Source organism: Brevundimonas sp., from assembly GCF_044336875.1.
Lineage (GTDB): Bacteria > Pseudomonadota > Alphaproteobacteria > Caulobacterales > Caulobacteraceae > Brevundimonas.
This window is the reverse complement of record NZ_JBIIOP010000010.1, coordinates 1-23,077: the sequence shown is the minus strand read 5'-3', so window position 1 is coordinate 23,077 and position 23,077 is coordinate 1. Positions and strand designations below refer to the sequence as shown.

16 protein-coding genes are annotated in these 23,077 nt (G+C 65.0%); 10 read left to right on the top strand and 6 right to left on the bottom strand.

Going from position 1 to position 23,077, the window contains the following annotated elements:
• Positions 1–2: 2 nt before the first annotated feature.
• Entirely contained in the window at positions 3–908 is a 906-nt protein-coding gene (locus ACIQ1T_RS12395; RefSeq protein WP_395944859.1) for a tetratricopeptide repeat protein, read from the bottom strand.
• 185 nt (positions 909–1,093) lie between these two features.
• Here ACIQ1T_RS12395 and gmd point away from each other — a divergent pair, with 185 nt between their 5' ends.
• Together gmd and ACIQ1T_RS12385 are read left to right on the top strand one after the other, a co-directional pair.
• Complete coding sequence (gmd, locus tag ACIQ1T_RS12390; RefSeq protein WP_395944858.1) at positions 1,094–2,083, top strand: GDP-mannose 4,6-dehydratase; 990 nt, start codon at positions 1,094–1,096, stop codon at positions 2,081–2,083.
• Complete coding sequence (locus ACIQ1T_RS12385; RefSeq protein ID WP_395944857.1) at positions 1,993–3,042, top strand: NAD-dependent epimerase/dehydratase family protein; 1,050 nt, start codon at positions 1,993–1,995, stop codon at positions 3,040–3,042. The genes gmd and ACIQ1T_RS12385 overlap by 91 nt, the downstream gene beginning before the upstream one ends.
• On the opposite strand, the gene ACIQ1T_RS12380 is transcribed toward ACIQ1T_RS12385, so the two are convergent.
• The 4 genes from ACIQ1T_RS12380 to putA all read right to left on the bottom strand — a co-directional run bounded on the left by ACIQ1T_RS12380 (position 3,039) and on the right by putA (position 12,272).
• Complete coding sequence (locus ACIQ1T_RS12380; protein WP_395944856.1) at positions 3,039–3,725, bottom strand: SAM-dependent methyltransferase; 687 nt, start codon at positions 3,723–3,725, stop codon at positions 3,039–3,041. The genes ACIQ1T_RS12385 and ACIQ1T_RS12380 overlap by 4 nt on opposite strands.
• Before the next feature lie 213 nt (positions 3,726–3,938).
• Entirely contained in the window at positions 3,939–6,557 is a 2,619-nt protein-coding gene (locus ACIQ1T_RS12375) for a glycosyltransferase family 4 protein (RefSeq protein WP_395944855.1), read from the bottom strand.
• An 18-nt stretch (positions 6,558–6,575) separates the two neighbouring features.
• Positions 6,576–8,552: a glycosyltransferase gene (locus tag ACIQ1T_RS12370; RefSeq protein ID WP_395944854.1), complete on the bottom strand. Its 1,977-nt coding sequence runs from the start codon at positions 8,550–8,552 to the stop codon at positions 6,576–6,578.
• Positions 8,553–9,140: 588 nt separating this feature from the next.
• Positions 9,141–12,272, bottom strand: a complete 3,132-nt coding sequence (putA, locus tag ACIQ1T_RS12365) for a bifunctional proline dehydrogenase/L-glutamate gamma-semialdehyde dehydrogenase PutA (protein WP_395944853.1) — start codon at positions 12,270–12,272, stop codon at positions 9,141–9,143.
• 109 nt (positions 12,273–12,381) lie between these two features.
• Between putA and ACIQ1T_RS12360 the strand changes: the two genes are divergently transcribed.
• The 7 genes from ACIQ1T_RS12360 to ACIQ1T_RS12330 all read left to right on the top strand — a co-directional run bounded on the left by ACIQ1T_RS12360 (position 12,382) and on the right by ACIQ1T_RS12330 (position 19,651).
• A complete protein-coding gene (locus ACIQ1T_RS12360; RefSeq protein WP_395944852.1) occupies positions 12,382–12,843 on the top strand; it encodes an Lrp/AsnC ligand binding domain-containing protein in 462 nt (153 codons plus the stop codon).
• 115 nt (positions 12,844–12,958) lie between these two features.
• A complete protein-coding gene (locus ACIQ1T_RS12355; protein ID WP_395944851.1) occupies positions 12,959–15,175 on the top strand; it encodes an AGE family epimerase/isomerase in 2,217 nt (738 codons plus the stop codon).
• 85 nt (positions 15,176–15,260) lie between these two features.
• A complete protein-coding gene (locus ACIQ1T_RS12350; RefSeq protein ID WP_395944850.1) occupies positions 15,261–16,346 on the top strand; it encodes a glycosyltransferase family 4 protein in 1,086 nt (361 codons plus the stop codon).
• 51 nt (positions 16,347–16,397) lie between these two features.
• Complete coding sequence (locus tag ACIQ1T_RS12345) at positions 16,398–17,897, top strand: phosphomannomutase/phosphoglucomutase (RefSeq protein ID WP_395944849.1); 1,500 nt, start codon at positions 16,398–16,400, stop codon at positions 17,895–17,897.
• A 57-nt stretch (positions 17,898–17,954) separates the two neighbouring features.
• Positions 17,955–18,218 (top strand): DUF6894 family protein, encoded by a 264-nt coding sequence (locus ACIQ1T_RS12340; protein ID WP_395944848.1) that lies wholly within the window; start codon positions 17,955–17,957, stop codon positions 18,216–18,218.
• Complete coding sequence (locus tag ACIQ1T_RS12335) at positions 18,215–18,958, top strand: Crp/Fnr family transcriptional regulator (RefSeq protein WP_395944847.1); 744 nt, start codon at positions 18,215–18,217, stop codon at positions 18,956–18,958. Before ACIQ1T_RS12340 ends, ACIQ1T_RS12335 begins: the two co-directional genes overlap by 4 nt.
• 51 nt (positions 18,959–19,009) lie before the next feature.
• On the top strand, positions 19,010–19,651 hold the full coding sequence (locus ACIQ1T_RS12330; protein ID WP_395944846.1) for a Crp/Fnr family transcriptional regulator: 642 nt from the start codon (positions 19,010–19,012) through the stop codon (positions 19,649–19,651).
• Here ACIQ1T_RS12330 and glmS read toward each other — a convergent pair.
• Entirely contained in the window at positions 19,638–21,452 is a 1,815-nt protein-coding gene (glmS, locus tag ACIQ1T_RS12325; protein ID WP_395944845.1) for a glutamine--fructose-6-phosphate transaminase (isomerizing), read from the bottom strand. The two genes, ACIQ1T_RS12330 and glmS, sit on opposite strands and share 14 nt — an antisense overlap.
• Before the next feature lie 155 nt (positions 21,453–21,607).
• On the opposite strand from glmS, the gene glmM reads away from it, so the two are divergent.
• On the top strand, positions 21,608–22,957 hold the full coding sequence (glmM, locus tag ACIQ1T_RS12320) for a phosphoglucosamine mutase (protein WP_395944844.1): 1,350 nt from the start codon (positions 21,608–21,610) through the stop codon (positions 22,955–22,957).
• The last annotated feature ends 120 nt before the right edge of the window (positions 22,958–23,077 follow it).

Here is a 23,077-nt window from a genome sequence, read left to right as displayed (position 1 = left end):
TTTCAGCCGTTCCGAAGCATGGCGGACATCAGGTCGCCGAAGATGGCGACCTGGGCCGTGCTCCGATCACGCGAAGCGGCGACGTCGGGAACGCCCCCGGCCAGATAGGAGGAGACCGACATCCCGCCAGGCTTTGCGCCAAGAAGGACGGCCTCTTCGAGCGCTGCGGCCGACCACCCAAGGCCGGACAACTCCAACCCGACATCGCGACGGCCGGGCTGCAATCGCCACGCGGCCAGATAGGCGCTGGCGGCGGCCTCGGGGTCGCCCAGAACCTTCAGACAATGTCCGAGGTGAAGATGGAACTCCGGTTCGCGCGGCCTTAAAGCGAGCGCCCGCCAATTGGCCGTGAGCGCTTCCTCATGACGTCCCGCCTCCTTGAGCGCGAGGGACAGCCGCATCATATCATGAGGAGAAGTGTGACGACCTGCCGCCAGCCTGAGCCCCAGGTCGACAGCCGCACTCCAGTCCCCGCGACGAAAGGCCGCCTTCGCCGCCCTGCGCCTTCCTTTCGCGCCCCTCGCCTCATCGCGCGGCCCTGCAGTCGGCGTCTCCGCAGCCAGAAAGGCCTCAAGCATCCGAACGCGCAACCCCTCCGGGGTTCCGCCCAGACGAACCATGTCCTGCTGCAGAAGGGGCTCTTCCGGCGCCAAGGCCAGAGCGCGCAGAAAGGCGTTGGCGGCCGGACCCAGACTGCCTCGCGACCAAAGAAACAGGCCGAATTGGCGGTGTACATTGTAAGCCAATGGAAACTCGGCGCTCGCCCGCCGGTACGCCGCTTCGGCCCCAGGCTTGTCTCCGCCCTCGTCCAGGGCCCGCGCCAGCCGCACCCAATCCGAGGCTCGGGCGCGCCCCATTTGAACCACCCGGCGATAGAGCGCCGAGGCCTTGGCCCATTCGCGGCCCATAGCATGTTTCTCAGCCTGGCGCCGCAGGCGGCGGCTGCGCAGACCACTCAACATTGATCACTCATGATGTTCTGCTTACCGCCCGGATCGTTCCGCTGCAATGTCGTCGAAATTCGTCAACTGCGCTTGTAGTTTATTGATTATTCGTCCAACCAGTGGCCCGTTCCTACCCTTCGGAGAGATAGATGTCGAAGATCGCCCTAATAACCGGCATCACCGGCCAGGACGGCGCATATCTCGCGCAACTTCTTCTTGGAAAGGGCTACGCCGTTCACGGCGTCGTACGCAGATCGTCTCACCACGGCGTTTCTGATCACAGGCTTCACTGGCTGAAGATCGCGGACAAGGTCACACTTCACGACGGCGACATCACCGACTTGGCGTCCATGATCGCCATTGTGCAGCGCGTTCAACCCCACGAAATTTATAACCTGGCGGCGCAGTCCTTCGTCACCTCTTCCTGGAGCCAGCCGCTCCTGACGGCTCAGGTTACTGCGGTCGGCGTGACGAATGTTCTCGAATCCATCCGCATTGTGAACCCCGAGATCCGCTTCTACCAAGCCTCGTCATCGGAAATGTACGGGCTGATCCAGCAGGACAGGCAGTCCGAAAAGACCCCATTCTATCCGCGGTCGCCATACGCCGTCGCCAAACTCTACGGCCACTGGATCACGGTCAACTACCGCGAAAGCTTCGGCTTCCACGCTTCGTCTGGCATCCTGTTCAATCATGAGAGCCCGTTGCGCGGCACCGAGTTCGTGACGCGGAAAGTCACGGACGGCGTCGCCCGCATCAAGCTGGGCCTGGCCAAGGAACTGCGCCTCGGCAACATCGATGCGAAGCGCGACTGGGGCCACGCCCGCGACTATGTCGAGGCCATGTGGCTGATGCTGCAACAGGACACCCCGGATGATTATGTGGTGGCGACCGGCGAAACCACCAGCGTCCGGGACATGTGCGCCATCGCCTTCGCCCATGCCGGTCTGAACATGGACGACCACCTCGTCATCGACCCGGCGCTTTACCGCCCGGCCGAGGTGGATGTTCTTCTCGGCGAGCCGGAGAAGGCCCAGACCGTTCTGGGATGGCGCGCCAAGACCAGCTTGGAAGACATGATTCGCGAAATGGTGGACGCCGACCTCGCCCGCCTGGACCGAAGCGCCGCCAAATCCTGATGACTGCCCGAGCGAGCGCGGCTGGTACGCGGCGATCAGACGCCTCGCCCGAGCCCTTCAGGCGAATACTCGTCACGGGGGGCGGCGGCTTCGTCGGCCGACGCCTTCTGGCCAGACTCGCGTCGACCCATGCCTCCGCTCAGGTTCTTTCTCCTCCGCACCAAGGGGGAGATGACGAGCGGCCGGCCATGGACCTCGCCTGCGCCGACAGCGTGCGCGCTGTCGTCAAAGGCTTCCGACCAGACCTTGTCATCCACCTCGCCGGTCAAAGCTCGGTCGGCGCCGGCGCGGCGGCCGGCGGAGCGACGGCGACCTGGCGAAGCAACGGCCTCGGCGCACTGAACCTCGCCGAGGCGATCGCAAACGAGGCGCCCTCCGCCACAATGCTCTTCTCAAGCAGCGTCGAGGTGTATGGCTCAGCCTTTCGTGCAGGTCCCGTCGACGAGACCACGACGCCCCTGCCCCTCAATACCTATGGGCGTTCCAAATTGGCGGCTGAGCAGATCCTCGCCGACATTCTGCCCGGCGAGGCGAGACTGATCATCGCCCGCCCCAGCAACCATAGCGGCGCCGGGCAGGATCCACGTTTCGTCATCCCCGCCTTCGCCGCACAGGTCCGCCAGCGCGAGATTCTGGTCGGCAACCTGGATGCCGAACGTGATTTCCTCCATGTGGAGGACGTCATCGACGCCTATATCGCCCTCCTGAACGCCGCGCCCTTCCTGGAGCGTCGCGAGGTGTTCAATGTGGCGTCCGGCCGCCCGATAGCGATCCGTCGCATCTTGGAACGCTTGATGGATATCAGCAGAGCGGATGGAACCGTCACGACCGATCCTGCCCGCCTTCGCCCCAGCGACATTCCATCGACCACTATAGATGCGAGCCGTATCTCCTCCAGAACGGACTGGTCTCCGTCCCGAACCCTGGACGACATCCTGACGGACGTCTTGGGCGGCTAGCTTCTCATGGCGTCCTTTTGGATGATCAATCCGATGGACGTGATGACATGAGTCTGGAAATGCGCCGCCAGGGTCTGCCCTGAGTGATAGGGGGCGACGTCCACGTGCATATCCGCCGGGGTGTCGCCGCGATCGAAATTCAACACGATCAGATGGCCTGCATTCAGCAAACGCATGGCGAGCGCTTCGATATCCTGGCGGCAATAAAAGCTCAGATCTGGATGATCCCTACCTTTTGTTTCCGAGCTTATCGTGAATTCGGTCGTATGAACGGCGATGCCGCCCGGCCGGAGGCAGGCCATGGCGTTCTCTACGAATTGAAGCCCTTTGTCATACCCGCCGATGTGCTCCAGCGATCCCGTCGACCATAGAAAGTCGAAATCCTTGAGATCCGGATCGATGGCGTTCATGTCCATGTTGCGGAACGAGACCCGATGATCAAAGGTCTCGCGGTCGATATAGCCAGGATGGAACAGATCATCGACCGCCCTCGTCTCCCACCCCTTATCCGAAACTTCGGGAACAAAGTCGGTCGCGACGATCGAGCAGCCTCGCTTGGCGAAGATCGCCGGAAGCAGTTCCTTGCCCGACCCAAAGCATAGACCGCGGGATTTTTCACCCAGGTCGGCATAAGCGCTTACGGCCTGAAGTATGTAGGCATACTCCCATACCTTGCGGTCCATCTCGGGCTCATGCCGAAAATAGGCCGACCAAGGGGCGAAGCTGTCCTCATAGATCTGAGACGCCGTGACCAACTGACTGTCCGGTCGCGCGAAACTCGGCTGCCCCCTGACCACAAGAGGACGCTCTCTCTGCCTGAGGAGCGAGGCGTTCGTTGTTGCTTTGGACTTCAACACTGAATTTTTCACTAAAAAACAAATGGAAAGAGGAAAGTATCAGCGTAAAAACGCCCTACGGAGCATGCGGTTTGCAGCCTTCGCGCGTTTTACCAGGACTGAAGGCGGCCTTGCCTTGACGCCCTCAAACCAGAGACGACCAAGCGCCACGCCCAACGCCCGTCCGTCGGGCGTGTCCGACATGACGGCAGGCACAGCCGCCGTTGCTATGAAATCGATCGTCACGGCGGAATCGTGCGGCGAAACGCTTTCGGATACGTCCGCCTCGAAGACCTGAGGCTCGCCATCGCTCACCCACCACAGCGCCGAACTTCGCCCATTGACGAACATCTCGACGGTTTGGGGAAGATAGGCGGAAAGCGTGACGCGCAGTCGAGGACTGAACGGCTTGGGTGGTGCGATCTGAAGACTGCAGCTGCCTGTGCTCCACACATGCCCTGCCTCCATTTCGTGCCACCCCTGGAGCAACGCCTCGCGGCCGTTCCCCTCGCTGGTGAACTCGAATACGCCGTTAGGGGATGAAGCCGCCGTCGGCCTGGGCCCACGATCCGGAATCGACTTTCTGCGTCCCCGGAGGGCAGGAATCGCCGACGATTGGAATGCAACATCGGCGTCGATCAGTTCGATCTGCGAAAGCGCAATCCCCAGGGACCGATTGTCGTTGGACCAGACCAACGCACTGGGCTTCCATGTGGTCGATGGCCTGATCTCAAGCCACAACAACGACCCGACAAGACTGGATTGTAAGGGAATTTCGTAGACCTCGCCTTTGGGCCCGACATTCCAGTTTCCCATGTCGACGCCGTTCACGGCCACGCCGACCATTTGGTTCACGAGCGTGCTCAAGCCCAATCGCAGAACCCCGCCCTCCATCGGCGGACTGCTCAGCGGCATCAGCAAGGTCGCCGGGCCGGCGTTCGACCAGACAAGCGCCTTCTCCAGACGATGCCAGCCGCTTACGAGAGCCGACTTCAAATCCGACAGCGCTACAGGCTCCCCCCATGCAAACCTGTGGGGGGCCAATTTCTCTACAAGATTATCCCGTTTCTCGACCGGCCAGTCCGACTGCAGGATCGCAAGCTTGGCTACGCCGAAGCGAGCGCCCACCTCATCGCCTTCGACGATGAAGCGCAGCGCTGCGTTCACCGACAAGGACGTCTCTTCAATCTCGATCGCTCGCAGCTCCATGGCGCTTCGATCATAGCGCCAAACGGCGATCTCCTTATCGGCGTTGAATACGCGCACGACGCCCGATCGCCCCTGGAAGGCCGTCTGGAACACGATTTCGCACATGCCCGACGAGGTCTTGGCGACCTCCAGGGTCAAAGTCGCCTCGCTGGAAGTCCAGCCCCCCCATGAACCGGCCTCGAACTGGGGCTGCCCGGGCTCGCCCAGTTTGGCCAGGAGCTTGAGACTCGCGAGATCCAGCACCTGACCGACATAGGCCTGGTAAGGAGGCCTGACACGCGCCGGACCTTTACTGCCGGCGATCAATTGATCGACCGTTTCGCTCCAGGGCGTGGGGCGATAATTTTTTCGTATGAAAGCCTCTCTGGCCGACCGCGCCTTGGCGTCCCCGGCGTAGAGCATGGCGCTCTCGACCCAGGCGAGAGTATCCAGCGGATCCAGGAGGTCCGTACAGTCCGGCGCAATCTCCTTCATGGAGGAGGTCGACGAAGCGATGCAGATTTTTCCGTTCAGCAGGCTTTCCGCGACGGGCAGTCCCCAGCCCTCGCACAACGACGGAAAAACCGTGAACAGGGAACGGCGGTAAAGCAGCTCAAGCGCCGCGTCGTCGAGACCGTGAACGATGTGCACGTGAGACTTGGTGCGTTCATCGCGCTTCAGCCGCTCGGCGAGTTGTTCGCCTTCGGGGCCCGCGCCGGCCGTGCCGCCTGCGATCAGAAGCGTCGGCGTATCGTCGCCCAGCTCTTCGTAAAGCCGCCCCCAGACGTCGTAGAGCAGCCGACGGTTCTTGTGAGGGCTCAGGGCCCCCACCGAGAGCACGAACCGCCCTTCGTTTAACGCCGTTCGGACCACATCCGGAAGCTTGCTTTGACTTACTGCAACCGCAGGCGCTCCACCCTGAAAACCATCGCCGAGGCGAATGACTTCGATTGAGGGCGCTTTGCCGCGATGCTTCAAAAGATAGGCGCGCAGCTCTGTCGCAGTCGCCTCGCTATCGACCAGAAAACGAGAAGCAATTCCCACCATTCGATCAAGGCATTTTTCAAAACTCTTGACTTGGTCTGTAGCAAAATACTGGGAATGACTGACAGGCAGAATATCGTGGATCAATAACGTCAGATCGATGTCGGATCGGCTTACAAGAACGTCCAGATCATCAACGTATGATTCATTTTGAAGCCAGGCGTTACCCTGAATAAGAAGTTTCGAACCACGCGGAAGAAATTCTATAAATTCAATACGATCATAATCGAGATCCTTGTATGACGGACCGTCGATGAAATTGACCAGCTCCCTATCTGGCTTGAAAAACCGCCCGGCCGTCTGGTGCCACGCAATAAAATTCACATTGGATCGATTCAACATGTCATGCGTCAAGCACATCTCGACGCGTGTAATGCCAGTCACACGACCATTGTTGTTCATCAAGGTCGTGACATCGAAAAACAACGCACCAGACCCTTTAGGCAAGGATTTTCTCCTGCTCATTTATTTACGGGCCCTAAGATTATCATAGAATCTCGCCGTCGACTCGACATGAACGTCTATGTTGAGTTTCCCGGAAACATACGATTTCCGCTCATCAGAACGGCGAGGCGCGGAAATTGACCTGACGACTGCATCTCTGATGCTGGATTCGCTGGAAGGGTCGCAATATTCGGCAAATTCGCCAAAATACTCCCGCTCTCCAGCAAACGAACTCAGCACCAGCGGCGCGCCCGCGGCCCCGGCCTCCAATGCCGACAGAGGCCCCCCCTCAGCCCAGCTTGGGAGCGCGAAACATTTGGCTCCGGCGTAAGCCGACGCAAGCATGGCCGATTGCGAAGGCAGACGGCCGACAAAATGGCCTCGCGCGCCCACAACCTCCCGCAACAACCGCTCGTAATCGGGGAAGTCCAACGACTCCCCGGCGAATACTATGGGTATGTCGACATCGCGTAGGGCGTGGGCGAGCAAGAGTTGATTCTTCCGCGGCTCGATGCGGCCGACGCAAAGAACATAGTCCTCCACCCCATAGGCCTCGGCGAACAGGCTACGATCTGCGCGCGCGAACAGGTCGGCGTCGACCGGATTCAGGATTACGTCGCCAGGCGTCTCGCGCCCCGTCGCGGACGCCAGGGCCCAGCGCTCGTATTCGCTCAGATAGATGCAACGATCAGCCTGATCCAGCATGCGCCCGATCATGGCGTTATACCCCGGCGTCAGCTCGAACCCATGACTGAGAGGCAGTTCCCGGGCGGCCCGGGCCGCATCATTGACGGCCTGAAGCCGCTCGGCCAATCCGGCAGGATCTCCGGCGAAGGCCGCAGGCAGGTCGACCTGCCACTGCAGACGGCATCGATTGTCGAGGAAGATCGGCGAGAAGGCGACCTTCCGACCCGACGCCTTGGCCGCCTCCATGACAGGCAGGGAAATCTGGGGAGACGCGACGTTGAAGACATGGACGATGTCGGCCGCAGTCAGGTCTGCGTCGGGATAATGCCCCAGCGTGGCCTTGTAGCCGAACTCGGGCAGTTTTTTCGCCAGCGCAGGCACACGTGTGGACGGCCCTCCCTTGGCCTCGTTTTCTCGACCATGCGTAAGCAGCAAGGTCGATGCGGCGGGGGGCGCAGACCTGGTCGACGCCTTCGGCCGCAAAGGTCGACGAGCCGTCTCCGGGCGATTCCAGCCTCGCTCCCGGGCGATTTCGAAGAACAGCCTGTCGTGCCCCTCGACAAATGCGCTCCAGGTGCGGTCAAGAACGGCGCTTCTAAGCTTCTGCCGCTCCTCGACCAGGCCGTTCAAGACGCGGCGGAGATCTTCCGCATTGCCCGTCTCATATGAAATACGCGGCAACTCCGGGGCCCATCCGACATCCGGCGCGATGACCGGGGTACCCGACGCCAGGGCCTCGATTATCGACATCGGCCCCCCTTCATACAGGGCGGGCACCAGGATGTAGTCCATGTCCCGATAGAAGCCGGGAAGCGCCTCATCGCTCAGATTCATGGCGGCGCCCGGCCAGCCTTCGCCCGTGAAGAACCAGTCTATTCCCGGCAGGTCCATGACCCGTTTGACCAGCCCCTCTCCCTTGCGCCCCGTGACATAGGTGCGGCCCACAACCCCGACCTTGACCCCTACCTGGAACTTGGAAAGATCGACCCCCGGCGGCAACAGATGAACGTTGCGTACACCGCTGTTCAGGAGAATACCTTCGTAAATCTTCGCCATGCAGATGCTGTGATCTACTTGCGACGCAACGTCGAAGAATTTCCTCCTAGAGACCTCACCCTCTTCCAGATGAGTGAAGTAAGCCAATTCGACTTCAGACACTCGTTTTTTTCGGCACGAGTATGTGATGTAATACTGAACCTTGGCGCGAGGATCAGGCGCGATGTCGTGACTGACATAACCAAGCGCCGATATCTCGGACGCCATCTTCTCCAGAATCCAGCCGCGATCCGAGGTTACGATATGTGCGAACATGGCGGTCGGTCAGAAAACCAGTGTCAGCGGCCTGAGCCCCGCAAACGGCCCCGCCGTCGCCAGCCCCTCAAATTCGACAACAAATCCGCCGGTCGCAGCGAGCGAAGCGGCCACCCCCGCGGCCCTCGATCGGTATTCGAATTCCCGCTCATGTATATCGAGACGATAAGGCAAGAATATCTCTCCGAAGTCGGACTATGCGAAATGAACTGTATCTATCGCGAACGGCGTTGAGCAATTCCGCCACACGCGACGCCTCGAACATCGCTCTCATCTAAGCGAGGTGAAATGGATTAGGCCAGCATAAATTCTACGAAAATCAATCACACAGAAGAGGCGGCCAATCGCCCCCAATCTCATCAAGGCGACGCTGCGCTTTCCGGCTTCAGGCGCTTGCGGAAAACGAAGACTGTAGGGCGACGGCGCAGCCGCGGATCGCGCCGTCGTCACGAACAGGGTCATCAGCCGTCCGACACCCCGCCCATCCAAATACAGCCGACGCAGACGATGCTCGGATCAAGATCGTGATCACAGCCCATATCGACGCATCAACGCCTGCCTGCACAGCATCACGTCAAGCCTGACGCCTCACAGATTCAGCAGCGCCGGATCCCCGCCCTGGGCGGCGATATTGACGCTGATCGCCTTCTCGGCCGCATAGCGGATCAGGCTGTTCGGTCCTCCTGCCTTGGGGCCCGTGCCTGACAGGCCCTCGCCGCCGAACGGCTGGACCCCGACCACGGCCCCGGTGATCGAACGGTTCACATAGACATTGCCGGCCGGGACCAATTCGACCACCTCGGCGGCGAAGGCCTCGATTCGGCTGTGGACGCCCAGGGTCAGGCCGTAGCCGCGCGCGGCCAGCTTGCCCGCCACCGACTTCAGCTCCGACGGGGCGTAGCGATAGACGTGCAGGATGGGGCCGAAGACCTCGCGCTCCAGGAAGTCGGGGGTCGGGATCTCGGCGATGGTCGGGGCGAACAGATCGCCCTTCTCCGACCCCAGCGGCAGGGCGGCGCGGGCCACCACCTTGGCCTCCTTCGACAGCCGCTCGACATGGGCCTCCAGGGCGCGGCGCGATTCGGGGTCGATCACCGGGCCGATGTCGGTCCTGGGATCGGACGGGTCGGCGACGGTCTGGACGGCCAAGGCGCCCTTCAGTCCCTCGATCAGGGCGTCGGCCGACTCCTTGGGCACATAGAGGACGCGCAGGGCCGAGCAGCGCTGGCCGGCCGAGCCGAAGGCCGACTGGATGACGTCGTCGATCACCTGTTCCTTCAGGGCCGTGGTGTCGATGAACATGCCGTTCAGACCGCCGGTCTCGGCGATGAAGGGGATGATGGCGCCGGGGCGGGCCGCGATCGAGCGGTTGATGGCGGCGGCCGTGTCGGTGCCGCCGGTGAAGGCGACGCCGTCGATGCCCGGGTGCGTGACCAGGGCCGCGCCCACCGTCTCGCCGCGTCCGGGGACCAGGGCCAGCAGGTCCGGGTTCAGACCCGCCCTGTGATACAGGCGCACGGCCTCGGCGGCGATCAGGGGCGTCTGTTCGGCCGGCTTGGCCAGGACGGCGTCGCCGGCGGCCAGGGCGGCGGCGATCTGGCCGGTGAAGATGGCCAGGGGGAAGTTCCACGGGCTGATACAGGCGAAGACGCCGCGTCCGTGCAGGATCAGCTGATTGGTCTCGCCGGTCGGCCCCTTCAGGGTCTCGGGCGCCGAGAAGTCGCGCTCGGCCAGCAGGGCGTAGTAGCGGCAGAAGTCGGCGGCCTCGCGCACCTCGGCGACGCCGTCGTTCAGGGTCTTGCCCGCCTCGCGGCTGAGCAGGGCCACCAGACGGTCCAGATCGGCCTCCAGCGCATCCCCCATGGCGCGCAGGACGATGGCGCGTTTCGCCCCGCCCTGACGATCCCACTGGACCTGGGCGCTGGCGGCGGCCTCGACGGCGGCGTCGATGTCGGCGGCCTCGGCCTCGGACACATGACCCAGCACCTGCGACCGGTCGAAGGGATTGGTGACGTCCTGGGCGGCGATCCCGGCGCGCAGCTTGCCGCCGATGATCGGACCCGAGGTCAGTTTCTCGCGGTCGACCAGCTCCAGGGCCTTGGCGTGGATTTCACGGTCGGCGGCCTGGGAATAGTCGCGGCCGAGGGAGTTCTGACGATCGCCGTACATGTCTTTCGGAACCGGAATCTTGGGGTGACGGTCGGGCGCTTGCTCGACCAGGGAAATGGGATCGGCCGCGACGGCCGAGGCGGGCACCCGCTCGTCCAGCAGGGCGTGGACGAAGGAGGAGTTGGCGCCGTTTTCCAGCAGGCGCCGCACCAGATAGGGCAGCAGCTCCTCATGCCCGCCGACGGGGGCATAGGCGCGGACGATGACCGTCTCATCGGCCCAGGCCTCATGGGCCGCGTCATACAGGGCCTCGCCCATGCCGTGCAGCCGCTGATGCTCGACGGCGACGCCCCGGTCCCGCGCCATGCGGCGCACGGCGGCCAGCGTATGGGCGTTGTGGCTGGCGAACTGGGAATAGATCGCCGGCGCCGCCTCGATCATCGCATGCGCGCAGACCAGATAGTTCAGATCGGTCGCCGCCTTGGTGGTGAAGACCGGATAGTCGGTGCGGCCGAACACCTGGGCCCGCTTGATCTCGGTGTCCCAATAGGCGCCCTTGACCAGGCGCACCATCAGCCGGCGGCCCGAGCGGCGAGCCAGGTCGGCGACCCGCTGGATCGTCTCCAGACCGCGCTTCTGATAGGCCTGAACCGCCAGACCCAGGCCGGTCCAGCCGCCCAGCGACGCTTCATGGGCCAGCCGGTCCAGCAGCTTCAGCGACAGGGCCAGACGGTCCGCCTCCTCGGCGTCCATGGTGAAGTTGATGTCGTATTTCGCGGCGATCTGCGCCAAGCGCAGGACGCGGGGATAGAGCTCGCCCCACACCCCGTCCTCGTGCGTCGCCTCATAGCGGGGCGACAGGGCCGACAGTTTGACCGAGACGCCGTGGCCGTGTTCCGGCCCCTGGCCCTTCGCCGTCCTGCCCACCGCCTCGATGGCGTCGGCGTAGATCTTCTCGTAGCGGTCGGCGTCGGCCATGGTCCGGGCGCCCTCGCCCAGCATGTCGAAGCTGCACAGCCAGCCTTCCTTGTTCGACCGTTTCAGCGCCGCCTGGATGGTCCGGCCGACGACGAACTGCTCGCCCATGATCTTGACCGCCGTGGCCACAGCCTGGCGGATGACCGGCTCGCCCAGACGACCGGCGATCCGCTTCAGGAAGCCGGGCAGGTCGCTGCGGGCCTCGTCGTCGACGTCGACCAGTTTCCCGGTCAGCATCAGACCCCAGGTCGAGGCGTTGACGAACAGACTGTCGGACTGGCCCAGATGGGCGGCCCAGTCGGCCGAACCGATCTTCTCGGCGATCAGCCGGTCGCGGGTCTCCTCGTCCGGCACGCGCAGCAGGGCCTCGGCTAAACACATCAGGGCCAGACCCTCGCGGGTGCCCAGCGAAAACTGCTGCAGGAAGCTTTCGACGACGCCCTGTTTCTTCTGGCTGCGGCGGGCGTGTTCGACCAGGGCGACGGCCTCGGCGACCACGGCGGCGCGCTCGGCGGCGTCCAGCGGGATCCGGGCCAGATTGTCGGCGACCACGGCCCGTTCGTCGCGGAACTTGTCCCGGTCCAGACCGTCCCAGGCGGCCAGGCTCGAAGGCGTGAAGGCGGGGGTGGTCATTTGCGACAAATCCTGTGGATTTACGCCGTATATGCCGGAGCTCGTTGAAGGTGCTTCGTATGATACGAAGCCAAGCCGAAGATCGTTCGGCAATGAGGCCTGATTTCCGATGATCGACATAGACACCGTCGACCGCCGCATCCTGCGGGTGCTCCAGACCGACGGCCGGATCTCCAACGCCGAACTGGCGCGCCAGTGCAATCTGTCGCCCGCCGCCTGTTTCGAACGGGTCAAACGCCTGCGCGACAAGCGGATCATCAGGGGCTACGCCGCCATGGTGGACCCGGCCCAGGTCGGCCGCGACCTTCTGATCTTCGTCGAGGTCCTGCTGGACCGCACCACCGGCGACGTCTTCGAGGCCTTCGCCGCCGCCGTCCGCAGCCAACCTGAGGTTTTGGAGTGTCACATGGTCGCAGGCGGCTTCGACTATCTGATCAAGGCCCGCGTCGGCGACATGGACGCCTATCGCGCCTTTCTGGGCGACGTCCTGGTGCGAATGCCGGGCGTGCGGGAAACCCGGACCTATGCGGTGCTGGAAGAGGTGAAGTCGACGACGGTGCTGCCGCTCTAGGCGCGCCCCCTCGACTGGATCCGACACCACCTGCGGTTCGATTTCGGGGTGACGTTTTCCGCCCCACCTCCTAAGACCCACGCCTGGAACGAGCAAGAAAGCACCAACTTACTCCATGCCGGTAATTTTCCCCGTGATCATGTGTGGCGGCTCCGGCACACGTCTTTGGCCTGCATCTCGACCCTCGCGCCCCAAGCAGTTCATCCCCCTGGCAGGAAACCGTTCGCTCTTTCAGGAAACCGTTGAGCGCGTCGCGCCCCTGGCGGGAGCTGAAGGCGCATTGATCGTGGTCGGCGGCGCCGCACATCATCACGCCATTCTCGAGCAACTGGCCGAAATCGGACGCGAAGCCGTCGTCCTGCTCGAACCGGAAGGCCGGGATTCGGCCGCAGCGATGGCGACGGCGGCGCTATGGACCCGGCGCCAAGACCCCGAAGCGGTCAATCTGTTCGTCGCTTCGGACCATCATATTCCTGACGGCGAGGCCTTCCGCAACGCCTCCAGGACCGCCAGCGAGGCGGCGGCGAACGGGCGCATCGTCACGCTCGGCGTCGTCCCCACGGCGCCGTCGTCGGCCTATGGATATATCGCCCCGGCGTCGACGGGATTGTCGGACATCCAGGCCTTCGTGGAAAAGCCCGACACGGCGACCGCCGAACAGTACATCGCCAGCGGCTATCTGTGGAACAGCGGAAACTTCATCGTCCGCGCCGATGTGCTGCATGCGGAAATCGAACAGGCGACGGCCGGGCTGACCGAGGCCGTGACTGACGCCCTGGACGAGGCCACCTTCGACGGCGGCGTGATCTTCCTCGGCCGACGCTTCACCGCCGCACCGAAGATCTCGATCGACTACGCCGTCATGGAGAAGACGAAACGCGCGTCCGTGCTGCCGGTGGGCTTCGAATGGTCCGATCTGGGCGCCTGGGATTCCGTCCATGCATCCGGCGAGGGCGACGTCGGACTGCACGTCTTTGAAGACGCCGACAACTGCCTGGTCCGCGCCTGCGACGGGGTCATGGTCGCTGCGATCGGCGTGTCGAACCTGGGCATCATCGTCGAGAAGGACGCCGTTCTCGTAACCGACCTCCGGCGCAGCCAGGACGTGAAGAAGGTCGTGGAACGGCTGAAGACGCTGTCGCCGCGTCACCTCGACTTTTCTCGTCCTCCTGAGGAGGCGCTGGCGGACGGCGCCGTTCGCTTCGCCTCATGGATGCGACAGGCGGCCCTGCCGACCTGGTGCACCCTGGGCCAGGACGCCGCGGGCGGTTTCGAGGAGTTGCTCGGGCAGGACGGGCGCAGACTGGGCGCGGCGCGGCGCGCGCGCGTCCAGGCGCGCCAGATCCAGGTCTATGCCGAAGCCGGTCGGCTGGGATGGTCGGGCCCCTGGCAGGCGACGGCCAGGACAGGTCTTGACTGGCTGAACCGGCGTTTTCTCAATTCCGACGGCCTGATGAGGGCCAGGTTGTCAGCCGCAGGCGACCCGATGGACGAGACGGTTTCGCTCTACGATCAGGCCTTCCTGATGTTTGCGCTGGCGACGGCGTCACAAATGACACCGGAGCACGCGACCGAAGATCAGGCGGTCGCCGTTCGGGACCGCCTGTTGAGGGACGCCCCCAGGTCAGGCGGACTGGTCGAGGCCGGCGCGCATCCGTACCAGTCGAACGCCCACATGCATCTTCTTGAAGCCGCCCTGGCCTGGGAAGAGGCCGGCGGCGACGCGAACTGGAGCGCTCTGGCGGATCGGATCGTCGATCTGGCGCAGTCCCGTTTCATCGACCCGGCCACGGGCCTGCTGCGCGAATTCTTCTCTCCCGACTGGTCGCCCGCCCCCGGCGCCGACGGCATGCTCGTGGAGCCTGGACACCAGTTCGAATGGGCCTGGCTTCTCGCGCGCCATGCTCGCGCCAGATCCGCTCCCGATCTGCTGGACGTCGCCTGGAAACTCTTCGAAGGCGGCCTGCGCGGCGTCGATCCGAAGCGGGGCGTGGCCGTGGACGCCATGAACCTGGACGGCGGGATCCGCAGCGCCCGGGCGCGGCTTTGGCCCCAGACCGAATGGCTGAAGGCGGCGCTGATCCTCGCCTCGCTGACTGACGACGCTCGTCGGGACCTCTGCCTGACCCAGGCCGCGCGGGCCCAGCGCGCGATGTGGCGTTATCTCACGCCCTCGGGGCTCTGGCATGACAAGATGCTGGAGAACGGCCGGTTCATCGACGAGCCCGCTCCAGCCAGCTCCTTCTACCACGTCATGGCGGCCTTTGCTCAGACGCGGGCGTCCCTGGGCGCTCTGAGACCCGACCTGGTTTCAGCTTTGGAGCTGTCGTGAGACGCAGCGTATCCGTCTCGCCTTCGTCATCCGAAGCGTCTAGAAGTTCCGCCCTTACTTAACGGCTCAGGGTCCGCCCGCCTCAATGCGCATCGTTCTGGCCACCGACGCCTGGGAACCTCAGGTCAACGGCGTCGTCCGCACCCTGACCCGCACCGTGGCGGAATGCCGTGGCATGGGCCATGAGGTCGAGGTCATCGAACCCAGTCTGTTCAAGACCATCCCCTGCCCCACCTATCCGGAAATCCGGCTGGCCCTGGGCGCGGAGGAAGAGATTCGCGAGATGTTGCGCGCCTTCGAGCCCGAGGCGGTCCATATCGCCACCGAGGGGCCGATCGGCATCGCCACCCGCCGCATCTGCGTGGAATGGAAGCTGCCGTTCACGACCAGCTACCACACCAAATTCCCCGAATATGTCTCGGCGCGTTTCCCGATCCCGGTCCAGGTCGGCTACGCCTATATGAAATGGTTCCACAAGCCGTCGGGCCGGCTGATGGTGGCGACCCCGACCCTGCGCGACGAACTGGTCGAACATGGGTTCAAGAACGTCTCTCCCTGGTCGCGCGGCGTCGACACCGACGTCTTCAATCCCGACCTCGAACGCATCTACGACGAGATGGGAGGCAAGGACTGGCCCCGCCCCTTCTTCCTCAACGTCGGCCGGGTGGCGGTGGAGAAGAACATCGAGGCCTTCCTCGAACTGGACCTGCCCGGCACCAAGATCATCGTCGGCGACGGTCCCGCCCGCGCCGAGCTTCAGGAGAAATATCCCGAGGCCAAATTCCTCGGCGCCCGATTCGGCGACGACCTGGCCCGCTGCTTCCGCGACGCCGACGTCTTCGTCTTCCCCAGCTGGACCGACACCTTCGGCCTGGTGATTCTGGAGGCCATGGCCGCCGGCACCCCGGTCGCCGCCTATCCGGCCCATGGCCCGATCGACATCATCCCGGGTTCGAACGCCGGGGCGATCGACAAGGACCTGAAGACCGCCTGCCTGGAAGCCCTCAAGCTCGACCGCAAGGCCGTGCGCGCCTATGCGGAAAAATTCAGCTGGCGGGCCTCGGCGGAGCAGTTCGTCGAGAACCTGCAGCCCTATCCCGAGCCCGAGCGCGGTCGCTTCTGGCGTCGCCTGCGCCGTATCGCGCGGATAAGGAAACGCGCCGCCGCCTGAGCGGACGCACCACGCCGACCAGCACAAGTCAGATCACCCAAAGGAAGAGCCATGCTCAAGCCCCGCCAGGACCTGAAGCCGAACACGGCCGCCTATGAGACCCAGGCCCTGGTGAAGCCGACCGGCTTTCGCGAGTATGACGCCCGCTGGATCCTGGAGAAGGAGATCAATCTCCTCGGCATACAGGCCCTGGGCCTGGGTCTGGCCACCTATGTCCACGAGATCGGGGTCCAGCCCAGGATCGTCGTCGGCCACGATTTCCGCGGCTACAGCCTCAGCGTCAAACAGGCCCTGATCATCGGCCTGCTGGAAGGCGGGATGGAGGTTCTGGACGTGGGCCTGGCCCTGTCGCCCATGGCCTATTTCGGCCAGTTCGAACTGGACGCCCCCTGCGTGGCCATGGTCACCGCCAGCCACAACGAGAACGGCTGGACCGGCGTGAAGATGGGCGCCAACAAGCCCCTGACCTTCGGCCCCGAGGAGATGGGCCGGCTGAAGACGATCGTGCTGGACGGCCAGGGCGTGGCCCGGCCGAACGGCAGACTGGTCCGGGTCGAGGACTTCCGCGAGACCTATGTCGCCGACGTGGCGTCGAAGGTTCAGGTCAAGCGCCCGCTGAAGGTGGTCTGCGCCTGCGGCAACGGCACGGCCGGCGCCTTCGCCCCCGACGCCCTGCGCCGCATGGGCGTCGAGGTGATCGAGATGGACACCGACCTCGACTACAATTTCCCCAAATACAATCCGAACCCTGAAGACCACGCCATGCTGGTGCAGATGGCCCAGCGGGTGAAGGAGACGGGCGCCGACCTGGCCCTGGGCTTCGACGGCGACGGCGACCGCTGCGGCGTGGTGGACGACACGGGCGAGGAGATCTTCGCCGACAAGATCGGCCTGATGCTGGCCCGCGACCTGTCGAAGGTCTATCCGAACAGCACCTTCGTCGTCGATGTGAAGTCGACCGGCCTCTACAAGACCGACGAGATCCTCAAGGCCAATGGCGCCGAGGTGGTCTACTGGAAGACCGGCCACTCCTACATCAAGCGCAAGACCGCCGAACTGGGCGCCCTGGCCGGGTTCGAGAAGTCGGGCCACTTCTTCATGGCCGGCGACCTGGGCCACGGCTACGATGACGGCCTGGTCGCAGCCGGGGCCGTCCTGGCCATGCTGGACCGCAACCCCGACAAGAAACTGTCGGAACTGAAGTCGGCCCTGCCTGACGCCTGGACCAGCCTGACCATGTCGCCCCACTGCGACGACGAGCTGAAATACGGGGTGCTGGAGCGGATCGTGAAGGCATATTCCGATCTGGCGGCCGCCGGCGGCGAGATCCTGGGCCGCAGGATCGTCGAGGCCATCACCGTCAACGGCGTTCGGGTGCATCTGGAGGACGGATCCTGGGTCCTGGTCCGCGCCTCGTCGAACAAGCCCGAACTGGTCGTGGTGGTCGAGAGCATGAGGTCCGAGGACGACATGCGCGACCTGTTCCGCAAGGAGATCAAGCCGCGCCTCGCCGCCTATCCCGAGATCGGCGCCTTCAACCAGGAAATCTAGGCGCTGAACCAAAGCGCCCGGCGACCGCTTCCAGCAGAACTGATGCTGGAGGCCGGTTTGCCGCACTATTTCTTTCATACGCAGAACGGTGATCGGATTCGCGACGAGCAGGGCGAGGATCTGCCTGACGTGGACGCCGCGCGCGAGGAGGCGGTCACGGTGCTGGGCGAAATCCTGCGCTATCGCGGCTCCGCCTTCTGGACGACGGGCGCGTTCAGCGTGATCGTCACCGACGCGGACGGGCGCACCGTGGTCAGCGTCACGGCCCAGGCCTCGGACAGGGCGCCGGACGGCTGGAGCCTCGCGAAGGCCGGCGAATGACCGCATCGCCGCCCAAGCCGAAGATCACCACCCTGGTCGAGAAACTGTCGCTGCGCGATTCCGTCTCGGCGGAGGAGATCGCCGCCCTTCAGGACGTGCTGGGCCCGCCGCGTGAGGTGAAGGCCGGCGCCGACATCGTGCGGCAGCACGCCCATCCGCTGCACTCCACCCTGCTCATCTCCGGCTTCTCGGCCCGCTATTCCACCCTGTCCGACGGGGCGCGGCAGATCACCGAGATCAATGTCTCCGGCGATTTCATCGACCTGCACAGCCTCCTGATGAAACAGATGGACCACGGGGTTCTGGCCCTGACCGACTGCGTCGTGGCCTTCGCACCGCATGCGAAGCTGATCCATCTGACCGAACGGCATCCGCACCTGAGCCGGCTGCTTTGGCTGGACACCATCATCGACGCCGCCATCCACCGCCAGTGGCTGGTGGCCATGGGGCGGCGCAGCGGCCTGGCCCATATCGCCCATCTGGTCTGCGAACTGTATCTGCGGCTGAAGGCGGCGGGCCAGGCGGACGAGATGAGGTTCGACCTGCCCCTGACCCAGGCGGTGCTGGGCGACGCGCTCGGCCTGTCGACCGTCCACGTCAGCCGGCTGATCACCGAACTGCGCGGCGAGGGGGTGGTGCAATGGGCCAATGGCCAGGTCGAGATCCTGGACTGGCGCCGGCTGGCCGAGATCGCCGAGTTCGACGCTGCGTATCTGCGCCTGCAGAGCGAGCCGGTCTGACCGCTTAACCCATGTTATCGCGCGCGCCGCCGCGCCGGGGTTGATCGGCCCATGTCCCGGCCGAATCCCGCGCGTCTTCTTTTGTCCCACCTGGCGGTTCAGGGCCTGGATATCGTCGATGCGCCGGTTCCGCCGGGCGCCCGCGTCCAATCCCACCACGCCCGACAGCCGCAGGTCACCCTGGTCCTGGACGGCGTCGTCGCCCGTCTCCGCGAGGGCGATCCCCTGTCCCTGGGTCTGGCGGGTCCGGGCGAGCTGATCAATTTCGACGCCGCCCTGGGACAGGAACCGGCGGAAGAAGGCCTGTGGCTGACGCGCGGTCGTCAGGTCGTCCTTCCGGCGGCCGGTCTGGTCGAGGCGCTCGCCCGGCCCGCCCTGGCGGAGGTGGCGCTGGCGGACCTGCGGCGCCGCGCCGAAACGGCCCGGATCGAGGTCGCCCGCCATGCGCGCGGCCGCGTGACCGAACGCCTCGCCGCCCTGCTGCACGACATCCAGGCCCTGAGCGGCCAGACCGAGCTGACGCTGCGCCAGAGCGATCTCGCCGACCTGCTGGCGGTGCGCCGGGCGGGCGTCTCCGCCGCCTGCGGCGAACTTCAGGCCGCGCGCGCGATCCGGGTGCGGCGCGGGGTGATCGTCCTGTCGGATCCCGAGGCCCTGGGCGCGGCGGCAGGGACCTTGCTCACTCCACCGTGACGGACTTGGCCAGGTTGCGGGGCTGGTCGACGTCGGTGCCCTTCTGGACGGCGGTGTAATAGGCCAGCAGCTGCACCGGCACCGCATAGACCAGGGGGGCGATCAGCGGGTGGCAGTCCGGGGCGTGGACGCGGCGGATGCCGGCGCCGTGCGGGTCCGGCGCATTCTCCGGCGCGATCATGATGACCGGACCGCCGCGCGCCGCCACCTCCTGCAGGTTCGAGGCCGTCTTCTCGAACACATCGTCCAGCGGGGCCAGGGCGATCGTCGGGGTCTCCTCGTCGATCAGGGCGATCGGCCCGTGCTTCAGCTCGCCGGCGGCATAGCCCTCGGCGTGGATATAGCTGATCTCCTTCAGCTTCAGCGCCCCTTCCATGGCCAGGGGGAACATGGCGCCCCGGCCCAGGAACAGGACGTCGTCGGCCTTGGCCAGGTCCTGGGTCACGGCGCGGATGCTGTCGCCCATGGTCAGGGCCTCGGCGATCAGGCGCGGGCTCTCGAACAGGGCCTTGACCAGTTCGGCCTCGGTCGCCGGATCGATCCGGCCGCGCGCCACCCCCGCCGCGACGGCCAGCGCCAGCAGGGCCGCGACCTGGGCGGTGAAGGCCTTGGTCGAGGCGACGCCGATTTCCGGCCCGGCGTGGGTCGGCCACAGCACCTCGGCCTCGCGCGCCATGGACGAGGAATGGACATTGACCACGGCCGCCGTCTTCAGCCCCTGGGCCTTGCACCAGGTCAGGCTGGCCAGGGTGTCGGCCGTCTCGCCCGACTGGCTGACGGCGACCGCCAGGGTCTTTTGCGAGACCGCCGGCGAGCGGTAGCGGAACTCGGACGCGATCTCGACGTCGCAGGGCAGACCCGCCAGCTTCTCGAACGCATAGCGGCCGATCTGGCCGGCGTAGAAGGCGGTGCCGCAGGCGACGATCTGGATCCGGTCGACGGCCGCCAGGTCGATGGCCTGGGTCTTGGCCTTGCCGGTCACCAGGTCCAGATATTCCGACAGGGTGTGCTGGACGCTGTCGGGCTGTTCATGGATCTCCTTCTCCATGAAGTGGCGGTACTCGCCCTTCTCGACCATGGCCGAGGAGGCCGAGACCTGGACCACGGCCCGTTCGACCGGCTTGCCCGTGACGTCGAACATCCGGGCGCCGTCGCGGGTGACGGCGACATAGTCGCCCTCTTCCAGATAGGAGATCTTCTGGGTGAAGGGACCGACCGCCAGCGCGTCGGACCCCAGATACATCTCGTCCTCGCCCCAGCCGACGACCAGGGGGCTGCCTCTGCGGGCGCCCAGGATCAGGTCCTCCTCGCCGTCGATCAGCACGGCCAGGGCATAGGCGCCGGTCAGCCGGTCCAGCACCGACTTGAAGGCCTCCAGAGGCGCCCGACCATGGCCCAGTTCGGCGTCCAGCAGATGGGCGATGACCTCGGTGTCGGTCTGGCTCTCGAAGACATGGCCCTCGGCGGCCAGATCGGCCTTCAGCTCAGCGAAATTCTCGATGATCCCGTTGTGGACCAGGGTGACGCGACCGGCCTTGTGCGGGTGGGCGTTGGCCGTGGTCGGGGCGCCGTGGGTGGCCCAGCGGGTGTGGCCGATGCCGACCGTGGCGCTCAGCGGCTGTTCGGCCAGCACGGCTTCCAGATTGCGGATCTTGCCCTGGGCGCGGCGGCGTTCGACCGAACCGTCCACGACGGCGGCGACCCCGGCCGAGTCATAGCCGCGATATTCCAGCCGTTTCAGGCTGTCGATCAGACGGGGAACGACGGGTCCATTGCCGGTGACGCCGATGATGCCGCACATGCGCGAACTCCGGGGGAAGAAGGGTGGGCCGCTTTGCACTGGCGGCGAACTGGGACTAAGCCACGTAACAAGCCCCACCGCCGTCTATGCAATCTTAAGACGGACCGCATCAAAAATGGGGTTTCGGAACGTTACCCGAAACGAAGGACCACGCCTTGGGCGACAGAAAATATTTCGGCACCGACGGGATTCGCGGGCGCGCCAACACCTATCCGATGACGGCCGAGGTCGCCCTGCGCGTCGGTCTGGCCGCCGGGAAACTGTTCCGCACCGGCGACGACCGCCGCCATCTGGTGGTGATCGGCAAGGACACCCGCCTGTCGGGCTACACCATCGAACCGGCCCTGGTCGCCGGCTTCGCCTCGGTGGGCATGGACGTGCGCACCTTCGGCCCGGTGCCGACGCCGGGCGTGGCCATGCTGACCCGGTCGATGCGCGCCGACCTCGGCGTCATGATCTCGGCCTCGCACAACGACTATGCCGACAACGGGATCAAGCTGTTCGGCCCCGACGGCTACAAGCTGTCCGACGAGATCGAGCTGAAGATCGAGGCCCTGATGGACGACGGCCTGGACCAGGGCCTGGCCCCGTCGAACAAACTGGGTCGGGTCAAGCGGATCGACGACGCCCAGGCCCGCTATATCGAGATCGCCAAACAGGCCTTCCCCAAACGGCTCAGCCTGCAGGGCCTGCGCATCGCCGTCGATTGCGCCAATGGCGCCGGCTACAAGGTCGCGCCCACCACCCTGTTCGAACTGGGCGCCGAGGTCTTCCCCGTCGGCGTCACCCCGAACGGCACCAATATCAACGCCGAATGCGGCTCGACCCACCCCGAGACCCTGATCGAGGCGGTCAGACGCTACCGCGCCGACATCGGCATCGCCCTGGACGGGGACGCCGACCGGCTGATCATCTGCGACGAGAAGGGCCAGGTGGTGGACGGCGACCAGATCATGGCCCTGGTCGGGCTGGACTGGGCGAAACGCGGGCGTCTGGCCGGCGGCGGCGTGGTCGCCACCGTCATGTCCAACCTGGGCCTGGAGCGCAAACTGAAGTCCGAAGGCCTGACCCTGGAGCGGACCAAGGTCGGCGACCGCTATGTCATGGAGCGGATGCGCGAGGGCGGCTTCAACATCGGCGGCGAACAGTCGGGTCACATCATCCTGCACGACCACGCCACCACCGGCGACGGCCTGATGGCGGCGCTTCAGGTGCTGGCCGTCCTGGTCGAATCCGGCAAGCCGATGAGCGAACTGGCCCGCCAGTTCGATCCCGTGCCGCAGAAGCTGGAAAACGTCCGCTTCACCGCCGACAAGCCGCTGGAGACCGACAAGGTCAAGGCCGCCATCGCCGAGGCCGAAGCTTCGCTTGAAGGCGTCGGCCGCCTGCTGGTCCGCCCGTCGGGCACCGAAAAACTGATCCGCGTCATGGCGGAAGGCGACGACGCCGCCCTGGTCAAACGGGTGGTGGCCGAGGTCGCGGCCGCGGTGAAGACGGCGGGCTGAAGCCCCCTCCGTCGGCTGCGCCGCTGCCTCCCCCAGAGGGGGAGGATCAGTGAGGATCGGGGTAGCGCACGATCAAATCCTCCCCCCTTGGGGGAGGGGGACCGCGCGAAGCGTGGTGGA